Origin of the sequence: Coleofasciculus sp. H7-2 (assembly GCF_042747725.1) — a bacterium.
GTDB lineage: Bacteria > Cyanobacteriota > Cyanobacteriia > Cyanobacteriales > FACHB-T130 > FACHB-T130.
Genome location: NZ_JBHZGO010000101.1, coordinates 278,742 through 291,886 on the forward strand (window position 1 = coordinate 278,742; position 13,145 = coordinate 291,886).

The following is a 13,145-nucleotide window of genomic DNA, read 5'->3' on the forward strand; positions in this document are numbered from 1 at the left end:
AGCAGTATCCTTCGAGAGTGCTGAGTGCTATTGACGCCCATACGGCGGCTTCCCGTAGGGAGTGCTGAGTGCTGAGTGGAAAAAAGAAGATTTTTTCTCCACTAGATTGCTTTTAATGTACCCAATCTACTCGGAATCGACATCATTGATTTTTGCCCAATTTGTAGAAACGTGATTAATCGGGTTTCCAGGGCAATCTTCAGTTGTTTTTGCCCCACAATTGCTGATTGGTGAGTTTATTTTCCCTCAGTGGCTTCGATGCGGAAGCGTTCGACGGAAGTTAGCAGGTCTCGTGCCACGCCAACCAAGTTTTGCAGCGCAGTTGACACCCGTTGCGCTTCCTGAGATGTCTCTTGCGCGGTCAGTTCCACCGATTGCATCACCTGGGCAACAGCAGAAGAAGTTTCTGTCTGTTCCACCGTGTCAGCAGTAATAGAGCGCACGAGGGCGTCGATCCGATTTGACACCTGAATGATGTCTTCCAAACTCCGTTTTGCCTGTTCTGCCCGTTTCGTTCCATCAATCACCTGTTGGGTGCCTTCCTCCATTGCCGTCATCACCGAACCCGTTTCGCTCTGGATTTGCAGCACAATCTGTTCAATTTCCTTCAAAGCTTTCGCGGCTCGGTCTGCCAGTTGTCGCACTTCATCTGCCACCACAGCAAAGCCCCGACCCGCCTCACCGGCGCGTGCCGCTTCAATACTGGCATTGAGTGCTAGGAGGTTGGTTCGGGAAGCGATCCCTGAAATCAACGCGACGATCTTAGAAATTTCCTGGGAAGATTCGGCAAGACGTTTGACTTTTCGAGTCGTTTCTGCTACAGTTTCCCGAATTTGCAGAATCCCCGCCACCGTTCGTTCTACGGATTCACCGCCCTTCAGGGCTGTGGCAGAGGCGGCGCGGGCGACTTCTTCTGCTTCTCTGGCATTTTCAGCAACCCGCTGAATCGAGCCAGTCATCACCTGAACCGAGTTGAGAGTCACCGCCAGCTCTTCTGCCTGTCGCAGCGCATCGGAAGACAAACCGCGAGCAAATACTTCACTGTCAGTCGCCCCCTTACTGACTTGTCGAGCCGCCATCTTCACCTGCTGAACAATTTCCCGCAGGTTTTGAATGGTCAGGTTAAAGGAGTCGGCAACTGCTCCCAAAACGTCTGCCGTCACTTCTGCCTGCACAGTCAGATCCCCACGGGCAGCACCTTCCACGTCATCCAGCAGTCGAATCACTTGACGTTGCAGGTCTTCTTTGGCTTGTTCTTGCTCTTCAGCTTTGCGTTGAGCTTCGGATGTAGTTGTCAGGATGACGCGAGCCATTTGGTTGAACCCAGCTGCGAGGGCACCGAATTCGTCTTCTGAGTAAACGGTTGCCTGGGCATTAAAATTGCCGCCGGAAACAGACTCAAACTGGGCTTGGAGGTCTTCGGTGGTTTTTTTGATTTGCCGAGTCGTAATTCGCCCTAAAGCCAGCGTGGTACCAAAGGTGGCGGCACCTGCTGCCAGACTCATGACCCAGCTGGTGTTGCGGAGGTGGGAAATTGTAGTGGTTTTGCTGTCTTGGGGGGCAGCACTCGCGGAGATGAAGCTGACGAGTGCGACGACAACTGCGGAGACAATTCCGGCAGCGGCGGCAGCGATCAGCGGCTTTTTACTCAGAGGGGCGTTTTCAAAGGCAGCAAAAGGGCCTTGTTCAATGGTGACATTTGGCTCTGCTTTGGAGCCTTCTGGAGTAAAGGAAATCGTTCCGGGGTTTTGTTCGGAGGTTCCGGTGATGCTGAATTCATCATCGTGAACGCCTAAGCTTGAATTTCCGGAGGATTCCGCGAAAGTTCGCGTCTCTACTCTTCGCTTGGAATCTCCAGTTGCCCGTCTTGAAGCTGTACCCAAATCGGAAATTCCCGATGAGAATCCTTGGCTATTGCCTTCGGAGTGGGGCAAATCGAAATCCGGAATGCTCCCTAAATCGTCTCCAAAGTCACCAAATTCCTCTAAGAAGTCGCTGCTACTTTCATTAAGCCGGTTTCGCTGTTGATTTTCTGAGGAAAACGAGTCATAGCCAATGGCGTCGTCAAAGGCTTCAAAGTCAAATTGGTCTTGTTGTGTATTGCCGTTTTGATCGGAGTGGGCTACATAAGTAGCATCGTCTTCGTAGGGACGAGTCTCAAATGGGCGGTTACGGGATCTGGTGGGGTCGTTGCTACTGGTATAAGGTTCGGTATCGTCTAAGGAATCCTGGCTGTCATATCCGAAACTTTCCTCCTCTGGTCTTCTGGAGTTTTCCAGCTCTCCCGATCTCATTAACAGTGTTTCGTCTTCCAGAGGAAAGTAATTGAAATTGGGTTCTTCTAAGGTGTCGGAAGAATTGGGAATTTCAAATGTGGAATTGTCACTCTCGAAGTTGTCCGGCGGCATTTGAAATTCACGATCTGCCGTCTGCTCCAAGTCAGTAAAGGCGTCGAGCGCAAATGCATCTGCATCTACATCTGTATTGCTTACGGGCGCTCCAGTCTCCTCATCCAGAGCGCTGGGCGACCATGATTGTGCAAAGGGGTCGTGATAGGTTTCTTGTGTTTGTGCTGTGGCACTATCTGTATCCGAGTTGACAAACGGATTTGCCGCTGAGTAAGACTCTATGTCCTGAAAATCTCCGGAGTCAAAATCATCTAGAGAAGAGATGTCTTGGGTTACTATCTCTGGTTCTTCCAGGGATGGCCATGCGGCGTTGGCTTCTTGAATCGCAAAATCATCATCGTTGATTGCAAATTCGTCTTGTTCCAACTCGCCATCGACGGTATCGGAAGTTGCACCAACAGATTCGGAGTAGTTTTGGCAAGAGAGGGCGTATTCTATTCCGTTGTTGGCACAATCGATAAACTCTTGGTCGTCGGTGAGCTGAGGCACCAACTCGTATTGTTCTCGCGCGATCGCGTACTGCTGTAATCCATAACAGTAAATATGACCCCGTAGGATACGAGCATTTGGGTCATTGGGAAAATTTTCGACTAACCGATCGATAATGGCAGCCGCCTCTTCGTAGTTGCCCAGCGTGTAGGCCGAAAATGCGTGTTGATATTCTTGTGTGTAATCCGTACTTGATTTCATTTGCCTCCCCCAAAACAAGTAAAAATTAAAAATTAAAAATTAAAAAATTTATTTTGCCTTTTTACTTTTTAATTTTTAATTGATTTCATGCTGCCCATCGCGCTGAGCGAACAATTGCAACTTGGTCTAATAGTCGGAGAAACTGATTTTTCTCTTTGTCTAATAACCACTCACCTTTCAGAAAAGGTGCCATACTGTCTGGAACGTTAGTAAGCATTTGCACCTGATCGATATCGAGCCAGTCCATGCCGACAATGCGCTCAACGGCTAAGCCTAACATGGTGTCCTGGTCTTCAACGGCAATCACTGGAATCTCAGGTTTGTCTGTATTCAGGGCAGCTGAATCCCCTAAAAACTGCCCGAGGTCTGCTACCCAAATCACTTGTCCGCGCCAGTTCAGCGTTCCCAAGAGTAGGGGAGAAGCGTTGGGAATAGGAGTAATCCTATCTGGTGATGGAGAAACCACTTCACGGATTCCACTGGCTCCTAGGGCAAATTCGTTACCGGACGGAACGTAAAACCGCAAGTGTAATTCACCTTCAGGACTCTCTAGTTCCTGAAATCCGGGTGAGTGATCTTGACCGCTGCCTGTTAAAAAGTCCGGATTGCCGACCATTTTATCTCCTTAGCTGTTAACTGTTAGCTGTTAGCTTGCGTTACTTCTGGGAACCTAAAAGCTACTAGAACTTTGCAGGTCAGTAGTTTTGGGCTAATGGCTAATGGCTTGTTAGCCTCGTAGCAGCTGTTTGACCGTCCCAATTAGCTCGGTTGGCTGAAAGGGTTTAGCTATGTAAGCGTCTGCACCTTGTTTCATCCCCCAGTAGCGGTCAAATTCTTCTCCTTTCGATGAACACATTACCACAGGCACATTCTGGGTTTTCGGGTCGGCTTTGAGCCGACGACATACCTCATAACCATTCATTCGGGGCATGACAATATCCAACACCACTAAGTCGGGGCAAGACTTGAGAATTTGTTCCAAGGCTTCGACACCATCAGTGGCAATGGTTACGGTTAACCCACTTCCCTTGAGGAGGTCTGAGATCATTGCCCGTTGCGCGGGACTGTCTTCTACAACCAGAACTACACTCATAACTCCCTACCTACCTGTCTGCCGGTTCAAACATGAACGCTCTTAAGCCACGATTGATTCACCCCTCAACCATGTCATGACTTAAGTATCCCATCTAACTTTAGACTCCTGTACGGGCGCTGTTTACGAGATATCTCTCCTGTTTCGGAGAGTCGCTGGTAAAGATTGCCCCTACGACTTGCTTAGTGTCTGTAGTCGGTAGCCCGTCGTTGATAGTCCCTAGTCCATAGTCTATTCCTAATTTCATCATTGAACGAAGCCCCGCCTCATCGGTGGGGCAATTTTACCCGACTCGTACATCTGTTTCTTCTATCTCTCGATTTAACTCTGTAGCGTCTAAAGGTTCGGATGTGGTTGCTTCCTTTTCACCAGGGCCAATATATCTCTCCAGTAGCATTAATAACTCACTTTCTCCAAAAGGCTTGGTTAGGTAGTCGGTTGCGCCTACCATCCTGGCTCTGACCCGATCGATAAATCCATCTTTGCCAGTCAGCATGATGATGGGGGTCTGCCGAAAAGCAGTTGATTTCCGGAGCATGGCACAAATCTCATAACCTTCGAGGTCGGGCATGGCAATATCACAAAGAATCAAGTCGGGTTTGAGTTGGAAGACGAGACTTAGTGCTTTGAGAGGATTGCTAATCGCGGTTGCCTCATAACCTTGTGGGTTTAGGATATATTCGACGGCTTTGCCGATGGCAACGTCATCATCAATACAGACAACGCGAGGAATTTTGTTGGCTTGGGTCGAACCGGATTCCAGATTAATCCCGACGCGGCGACTGGCTGCTGTGTCGTCGCTGGTAAGAGTTTGGAGTTGCACCCAACCTTGTTGTACATAGGGATAAATTGCTCTGGCGACGGTTAAGACGTCACGATTCAGATATCGGGCTAGCTGCCGCAGGGAGGTTTTTCCATCTAGCTGGCGCTCTAGGGTTTTAAAAGCATTTTCTGGCAGGGCGGCGCGTAAAGAAACTGCATCGGCAATGACTGGGCAGTGATTGGGAGATTGGATGTGGGGATGAAATTGTTTCCACTCCTGCACCTGCTTCATGATCTTGGCGACGAGGGGGGCAATTTCTAGGGTAGTGAGTTGTGGTGCTAGGGCTGGGCCAATGTCGAAGATGAAGGAGCCTTGGTGAAGGCTGAGGAGGTCGAATAAGGTTTCATGCACCATACTGCGGATGATGCTGCGCCCTTGAGCGGGTGTCAAGATATGATTTTCCAGCAGTGCCCACAGGTAGCCGTATTCGGGCGCATTGATGGCATCAATTAATGGGACTTCCAGGGTGTTGAGGGTGGTGTTGGCTCGGTAACGGCGTAGGTAGTCGCGCAGGCGCAACAAACTGCCGGTTCCATCGCTAGCATAGGCGATTTGTCCGTTGAGGAAGAAGACAAACCAGAACGGTCCCGGTTCTTTGAGTTTTGCTTCTCGGTAGGGGATGCTGGCACGTCGCGCCCCTACATTCTCCCCAGTCCCTTGAACTGGTGAACTGTATGCCTCCACGAATAATTCGCCTGTTCGCTGACCTAATTCGATCAGTTGCAGGATGCTGCGTATATCAATTTCATTTAACGTTCCCTGCATGTAATGAAAATGCGCTCCTAATAACCGTTTGAATCTGAGTTAATGTTGCATTTGTCAAGCTTTACGCGGTGCCTGCTATAAGAATCTTTACAGTTAGGTAGTTTTTCTTTGAGTAAAGGATGGAGCCAGATAATACAGTACCAGGGAAAGAGATTCTGGCGAAGGCGCAATCTTAGCTGGCGGGAGTCAAACCGCTGCAAGTTATTTGTTCGGTTGCTTTTGCCTGGGTTCAACTAGAAATGGAACTAGCCGAGAATTGTCTGTGGAAGGATTGCCTAGGATTCAAGTTAAATATTAAATAAGAAAGAAATCGAAACATATTTAGTTTAATTTAAGACTTGACGTGGCTGCCAACACGGGCTAAATTACGGAGTCTTCAGGGAGAAACTGACCAAAGGGCGATCGCGTTTTAGATTGGGGTGTGAATTCAAGGGTACACGCGCCTCGTGGGTCGGCACTCCCACAACAAGGTCTGAAAAGGTTAGGATCTTTCTGGTATGAGCCTGGGCGAGAATTATGGCGGCATGGCTCTGGTGGGACCAGAGATCGGTCAACAAGCGGGCACAAGATACATCAAGAGGACCATCAGCGTGCTGTATCTAGCAGAAGTACAAAAAAAGAGTGGCGGTGTTTTTGGTGGTGGCAAGGCCGAACTCAAACTGCTGGCTTGTCAGCAGAATGACCAGAGTTGGCGTGCTGTGTCTGATGAAGTGATTTCCGCTCCGGAAGAAGCCAATAACTTTAATGGTGGCGTCTTGGTGCTGGTTGAGCTAAGCGGGAATCGGCAAGTGCAGCGTCCGCCGACAGAGGCGGGGCGTCAGTTGGTGAATATTTTGCAAAATTTCTCTCGCCAACTGGAAAAGTCGAAAACTCAGGAAGAAGAAATTGAACAGTGGAAGCAGTCGCTGACTTATCAGAGTCAGGAGTTGAACCGGCGCGAGATGGAAATGGAAGCGCGGGTGGAACAGCTGCAACAGTTGGAGGAAGACTTTGAACGGTTGGAGGCGCAACGTCAAGAAATTGACAGTGCGCGGGAGGAAATCGAGCGACTGCAAGAAGAGTGCGATCGCAACCGCCAAGAAATGGAGGGAGCGTGGGAACACTTACGGGGCGAGCAGCGACGCTTGGAGGAGCGACAGGCGGAGTTCCAGCAGGGAACGGTATTAGATGAGGAGCAAGGTCAAAAGATTCGGGAATTGCTGGATCGTTTAGCGGGAGCGATCGCTCCCACGGAAGCAGTGCGAGAACAACTGAATCTGGCTTTTGAAATTGTCAACGGACAGCAGGGAAACCTCGACCAGGACAGGCAAAATCTGGATCAACAACGCAATATTGCCCAACACAAGCAAGCGGAAGTAGACCAGCAAACTCAGGAACTGCAAAGGCGCACGGAGGAATTAAAGCAAGCCCAAGAGGCTCTGGAAAAGGTGCGTTTAGAGCGGATGGTGCTGCAAAATTCCCTGGAGATCAAGCAGGAGTACGCTCAGATGCAGAGTCTCCAGTTGCGAAACCAGGAGGAGCTGTACGAGCAACTTCACCGTCTGGCAACGACTTCAACGGGTGTCAAGATTAGCCAAAAGGTCGATCTGGAAGCGCTGGAGAAAATGTCGCTAGGCGAGCTGCAAGAAACCGTGCAAAATCTTCAGCAAGATTTGGAAAAAGTGGTGCGCTTTGTCAATGACCAGGAAGAAGAGTTGACCTTGCAGCGCCAGATGGTTGAGGAATTGCAGACGAAGATCGATCGAGCCAGCGAGTATGACCGCCTCAGTTTGGAAAATGAGCTGGCAGAGGAGCAGGATTGCTACCAAATGCTGGATGAAACGCTGGTGGGTCAACGCATATCTCTGCGGGAGCGAGAAGAAGTTTTAAATCAACACTCGCGGGTGCTGCGGCGACGGCAAGGAATTGCGGACAATGAAGGGCAGGACAATCAAAAGATTGACTTGGGGCCGGTTCTGACTCAGTTGGAGGGACAACGACAACAACAGGCAGAGGAACTGCAAAAGCTGGAAAGCCAGATTGAGCAGATGCGGATGAGCATTCAGCAAGCTCAAGGCATGATTGACCATCAAGCTGGCGAACAGGAGCAAGAGCGCCACCAGATCAAGCAGCTAGAGCAGAAATTGCAGGAAATGAGGGCGGCGGCAGCGGAACTCGTAGGCAAGGTGAATTCCTATGAGGAAACGCTACAGCCAATGCAGGAGCGCCTGAATGAGATGCGGCAGAAGTTGGAGGCGATCGCGGGGACGTTGGCTCAGGTTCAGGAAACGGGTGACTATCAGCTGCAATCAATTACGGAGATGCGGCAAGTTCTCCTGAGTTTGATGAATGGTCAGCATGAGAATTAAAAATTAAAAATTAAAAATTAAAAATGAGTGATTCTTAATTTTTAATTTTTAATTGAAATCCAAGCTCCATCTACTTGTGCGATCGCGCCGCCAGGAAAGGGATCGGTTTGAGAGCGGTTGGAAGCTGTAATTAAGGCAGTCAGCTTTTCGATTTGCTCGAAACTGGGGGCAATTGGTAGAACTGAAGCGAGAAAGTGTCGCATGACGCGACGTTGCAGGGCAAGGGGGGCTTGACGCAATACGAGGCGATTGAGTCTTTTGTCAGTGCTGAGTGCTGTAGGGGCGGGGTTTTCCTGCCCATGCTGAGGGCTGAGTGGCGAGTCTTCGTTTTCTAGGGCTTGTTGCAGCAGCAGCTGGGCGGCTTCTTCGAGATATTCCACATCTGCCCGTAAAAGTTCCGCTGTCTTCGCCAGTGTTTGCTCAACTTTCGGGTTGAAGTGGGTTTGTAAGTAGGGCAGTAACTCTTGGCGGATGCGGTTACGGGCATACTTGAAGTCTTGATTGGTGGAATCTTCCCAAACGGGAATCTGAAATTCTTGGCAAAATTGAGCGGTTTGTGCCCTGGTGACTTCTAGAAGAGGGCGCACCAGTTGCAGTATTGGACTCAGCGGACGCTGCCAGGTTAGGGCTTGTAATCCATCGGCACCACTGCCGCGCATCAGGTTATAGAGGAGGGTTTCGGCGCGATCGCTGGCGGTGTGACCTGTAACAATGTATAGGAAGTTGTTGTTTTGGGCGATCGCACTCAAGGCTTGATAACGCCACTGCCGCGCCGCTGCCTCTGAGGTGATAGATGGCATTTCTGGGGCTGTTTCCAAGTAATAAGGGACTTGCCAGGTTTTCGCCAACTGTTCCACATGGTTGGCATTTGCTTGGGAATCCGGACGCCAGCGATGATCGCAGTGAGCTATTCCTAACTGCCATCCCCACTTTGGCTGCAAATCCAGCAGTAATTTGATTAAGCAGAGGGAATCTTGTCCCCCGGAGACGGCAACTAATAGCGGCTGGTTTCGCGGTAAGAGATGGCGATCGCGTAAAATTCGATGCAATTGGGCATGGAGAGGCGTCCAAGTGGGGCGGTTTGGCATTTATATCTCGCAATTGGAATGCACCAGCTCTTTCCTAGCCCCCCTTTTTAAGGGGGTTGGGGGGATCTCCATCTGTGCGATCGCTCGGTCGATAAACGTCACCAGGAGAGTGGTCGGGATTAATCTCAATCACCAAATCTACCCTCCGGGGATTTCTAGTCAGCGGTTTGATAAATAACTCTGGGTGGAGCGATTTCCAGAAATACTTGACAAATTCATCAATTTCTGAATCTTTCATTCCCGATCTACCAGCGGCAATCATGTCGTGTTCTGCCTGCCGTCGCCACTGCCCAGACAGACGATAGTCAACGGGATACAGCAACATCAACCGATCTAAGCGTTCCCACAGAGGTAAATAGTCCTGCAATCGGGCATTCATATCACGAGCAAACGTTCGCTCAGCGGCGGTTAGAATCGGCGGTGGTGCGTTGTCAAAGGCAGCGGGGTCTATGGGACGGACGCCGACAAACCACCCTTCAAACAGGATGATATCGATGTCTTGGACAATTTCTGGCTGCGTCCTATCACCGGCACCTTCCCAGGCAGATTTATCAAAGCGGGGGACTTGAATCGGTTGTCCGGATGGCTGACGCAGACAGTCCAAAACGTCTAAACCCAACTGAATATCGTGGGTTCCGGGTGGCCCGCGCTTTCTTAAACGGGGATCTTGCTTTCTTAAGGCGAGGCGATCGCTATAGGTTTTGTACAGGTCATCCAGGGATAGGCTGAGTGTCGAGTTTCCCAGGTGTCTGAGAATTAAAATGAGGACGGCTGCGAGGGTCGTTTTGCCAGTTCCCTGCACCCCTAAAATTCCCTGGATGAGGGGGCGTCCTAACTGTTGCCGATCCTGCGCTAGCTTTGTGGCTAGGGGAAGCCAGAGGTTCCAGAGAGTTTCTATGAGGGCTGCGGACTGTAGACTAAGGACTGAGGAAAGATGGGGATAGACCCAGAGGAATAGATGCGATCGCTTGCGGATGACTTCCTCCACATTGGCTGGTGTGATGCCAAAAGCTTTCGCCCGCAAGTCATCTGCTAGCGCCTGTGTTGCCAAATGTTCCAACTGTGCTGAAGTCGGCGTTTTTGTGGCGATCCAGTCATTAAAAATTTGGCTAAGATCCATCACGAACCAAGTTTAAAGGCTTCAATAAATAAGCTGTAAGTCAGACCAATTTTCAGCGCATTCAACATCTCTGTCACTAATAAGCGGTTGGGAACGCCTTCACCCGTTGGCACAATTCGCCGGTTTCTGCCGTAAACCAACCGATTTACGGTTTCGGTGAAGAAAATTAAAAATCCAGCTGCAATCACATCCCAGTTGGCGGTTTGTCCCGCTGTGGTGGGAATGGCGGTTCCCAGAAACACTCCTACTAATAGGCTCATGACCACTAGCGATATCCGTCGCCAGGGATTGCGAAACCATCGCCTCAGCTGTTGGCTGACAACATCGAAGAGATTGTTGAGACGAGTCCTTTGCATCGTTGAGGCTGACTCCGAAGTAATGTCCTGCTTTCCAAAAGCTTTTTTTAATTATCGGATGCTCTTACCACCTCGTCGATTGGGGAGTTTTATTAAAGGCTGAGGAGGAGCTAAGAGCGATCGCTGCCACCTTAATAAAGATTTGTGTTTCTAATATATAGATTTATTTAGAATAAAATCTTTGTTTAAGACTCAGGGCATTCTCAATACAGAAGTTATTGTTCTCCTGTGCCAACCAGCAGACGCATAGCTCCGGCAAAGCTAATCTGAAGACGCCTCAAGATTGGAGCGATCGCGCGGCGACAATGCAGGAGTGAGCGCTACAATCTTCCTACGTCCAGCGTAGGTTTGCACTTCCTCCAAATAGATTTTCTAATAGCGCGGAACTTACAAAACGCAACAACTCGCATACCATCTGTGAGATTTAAGGGTTGAATTGGGAATTATAGAAAGGAAGGTATAAATTCGCTCTGTGTCAATTCCCCGACAACTTATGCCGGAGAATGCCCTCAAAGGAAGTCTCCTGTCCTAGCATCTATCAACATCACACACGAATACTATACTTATCAAAATTCCGAAAATGAGCATCAACCTAACGGGTTATCAACTTTTTCCCTTGCCCCTTCATGAAGGAGTCAAAACGGTTATTTATCGGGGTACCAGAGAGGCTGAACTAACATCTGTGAGTGTAAAAGCCCTTAAAGCCGAATATCCCACTCTTGAAGAAATTACTCGATTGAGACATGAATATAAAATTTTACTTCCTTTGGATATAGAAGGGGTTGTCAAATCCCTGGCATTAGAAAATTATAACAACGGTCTGGCGCTGGTATTAGAATATTTTGACGGAGAATCTCTTGAAAAATTTATCACTCCTCCACTAAAAACTGATTTAAACCAATTTCTTCTTATTGCTATTCAGCTAGCAGATACCATTGCCGCCCTGCATAAGAACCAGATTATTCATAAAGATATTAAACCCCACAATATCCTGATCAACCCTAAAACTGGGCAAGTTAAAATTACAGATTTCAGCATTTCATCGCGTCTTTCCAGAGAAACTCAGACACAAGGCAATCCCAATTTACTAGAAGGCACCCTTGCCTATATGTCACCAGAACAAACAGGGAGAATGAATCGGTCAATTGACTACCGTACCGACTTTTACTCCTTAGGCGTCACCTTTTATGAAATGTTGACGGGAAATTTACCTTTCTCCTCCACTGACCCTCTGGAACTCGTTCATTGTCATATTGCTAAACAACCTGCCTCTCCCAATCAACTCAATCCAGAAATCCCGGCATCAATTTCAGCGATTGTGATGAAATTATTATCTAAAAACGCTGAAGATAGATATCAAAGCGCCGAAGGATTAAAGGTAGATTTAGAAGAATGCCTCCTTCAATTGCAAACAAATGGCAAAATTGAATATTTCCTTCCAGGTCAGCGAGATAAATCTGGGCAATTGCTCATCCCCCAAAAACTGTATGGTCGTGAAACTGAAGTAACCACCCTAATGGATGCCTTTGACCGAGTCAGTGCTGGAACTACCGAGATGATGCTAGTTTCTGGTTATTCAGGCATCGGTAAATCTTGCTTGGTTCAGGAAGTTCATAAACCCGTTGTGCGCCAGCACGGATATTTTATTGCTGGTAAGTTTGACCAGTTTAAGCGAAATATTCCTTATACTGCTCTGATTCAAGCTTTTCAAGAATTAATCCGACAACTATTAACAGAAAATCAGGAACAAATAGCTGTTTGGAAAGAAAAGCTAGAAAATGCTTTGGGAGCGCAAGGTAAGATCGTTATTGATGTTATACCCGAAGTCGAACTAATTACTGGAGTTCAGCCAGAAGTTCCGCAACTAGAACCAAGTGAATCTCAAAATCGCTTCAACCGGGTGTTTCAACAGTTTATTCATGTCTTTACAAAGCAAGAACATCCGCTGGTTATTTTCTTAGATGACTTACAGTGGGCAGATTCAGCTTCTTTAAAATTAATCCAACTGCTGATGACTGACCCCGACAGTCAATATCTGTTAATGATTGGAGCGTATCGAGATAACGAAGTTAGTCAAACTCATCCGTTGATGCTGACTTTGGACGAACTTCAAAAAATAGAGGCAGTTATAAATAATATCACCCTCCGTCCCTTGGATATTGGCAACGTCTATCAATTAGTAGCCGATACCCTTCAAGAAACCGAAAGATCCCAGGAAATCGCTGAGCTAGTTTTTAATAAAACTCAAGGTAATCCCTTCTTTTTAACGCAACTGCTTCAGACGCTTTACTCTGAAAGTTTTTTGCATTTTGACTTCATTGAAAGTCGCTGGCTCTGGAATCTTGAGCAAATCCAAAGGATTGGGATTACAGATTATAACGTCGTCGAACTTGTTGCCAGAAATATTCAAAAATTGTCGGAAAAACCCAGGAAGTCCTAAAATTAGCTGCTTGC

The 13,145-nt window shown here is 48.3% G+C and carries 10 protein-coding genes; 2 read left to right on the forward strand and 8 right to left on the reverse strand.

Annotated elements, in window-relative coordinates; all coding sequences use genetic code 11:
* Positions 1-236 precede the first annotated feature (236 nt).
* The 5 genes from ACFW2W_RS21420 to ACFW2W_RS21440 all read right to left on the reverse strand — a co-directional run bounded on the left by ACFW2W_RS21420 (position 237) and on the right by ACFW2W_RS21440 (position 5,779).
* Positions 237-3,098: a methyl-accepting chemotaxis protein gene (locus tag ACFW2W_RS21420; RefSeq protein WP_378182937.1), complete on the reverse strand. Its 2,862-nt coding sequence runs from the start codon at positions 3,096-3,098 to the stop codon at positions 237-239.
* Positions 3,099-3,183: 85 nt separating this feature from the next.
* On the reverse strand, positions 3,184-3,714 hold the full coding sequence (locus ACFW2W_RS21425) for a chemotaxis protein CheW (protein WP_378182940.1): 531 nt from the start codon (positions 3,712-3,714) through the stop codon (positions 3,184-3,186).
* Positions 3,715-3,825: 111 nt separating this feature from the next.
* Positions 3,826-4,191 carry a response regulator transcription factor gene (locus tag ACFW2W_RS21430; protein ID WP_190414517.1) on the reverse strand — a complete coding sequence of 122 codons (366 nt, stop codon included), beginning with the start codon at positions 4,189-4,191 and terminating at the stop codon, positions 3,826-3,828.
* Positions 4,192-4,291: 100 nt separating this feature from the next.
* Positions 4,292-4,441, reverse strand: a complete 150-nt coding sequence (locus ACFW2W_RS21435) for a hypothetical protein (protein ID WP_378182944.1) — start codon at positions 4,439-4,441, stop codon at positions 4,292-4,294.
* A 33-nt stretch (positions 4,442-4,474) separates the two neighbouring features.
* Positions 4,475-5,779, reverse strand: coding sequence for a response regulator (locus ACFW2W_RS21440; protein ID WP_378182946.1), 1,305 nt, complete (start codon positions 5,777-5,779; stop codon positions 4,475-4,477).
* A gap of 497 nt (positions 5,780-6,276) precedes the next feature.
* Between ACFW2W_RS21440 and hmpF the strand changes: the two genes are divergently transcribed.
* Entirely contained in the window at positions 6,277-8,127 is a 1,851-nt protein-coding gene (gene hmpF / locus ACFW2W_RS21445) for a pilus motility taxis protein HmpF (RefSeq protein ID WP_378182949.1), read from the forward strand.
* A gap of 41 nt (positions 8,128-8,168) precedes the next feature.
* Here the strand turns inward: hmpF and tilS are convergent, their stop codons facing one another.
* The 3 genes from tilS to ACFW2W_RS21460 are packed head-to-tail and all read right to left on the reverse strand — an operon-like array spanning position 8,169 to position 10,691.
* Positions 8,169-9,215, reverse strand: a complete 1,047-nt coding sequence (tilS, locus tag ACFW2W_RS21450; protein WP_378182952.1) for a tRNA lysidine(34) synthetase TilS — start codon at positions 9,213-9,215, stop codon at positions 8,169-8,171.
* Positions 9,216-9,249: 34 nt separating this feature from the next.
* The gene (locus ACFW2W_RS21455; RefSeq protein WP_378182955.1) at positions 9,250-10,335 is read right to left on the reverse strand and encodes a glycerate kinase; all 1,086 of its coding nucleotides are present in this window, start codon (positions 10,333-10,335) and stop codon (positions 9,250-9,252) included.
* Positions 10,335-10,691, reverse strand: coding sequence for a DUF565 domain-containing protein (locus ACFW2W_RS21460; protein WP_378182958.1), 357 nt, complete (start codon positions 10,689-10,691; stop codon positions 10,335-10,337). The genes ACFW2W_RS21455 and ACFW2W_RS21460 overlap by 1 nt, the downstream gene beginning before the upstream one ends.
* 580 nt (positions 10,692-11,271) lie before the next feature.
* Here ACFW2W_RS21460 and ACFW2W_RS21465 point away from each other — a divergent pair.
* Positions 11,272-13,131 carry an ATP-binding protein gene (locus tag ACFW2W_RS21465; RefSeq protein WP_378182960.1) on the forward strand — a complete coding sequence of 620 codons (1,860 nt, stop codon included), beginning with the start codon at positions 11,272-11,274 and terminating at the stop codon, positions 13,129-13,131.
* Positions 13,132-13,145: the final 14 nt, after the last annotated feature.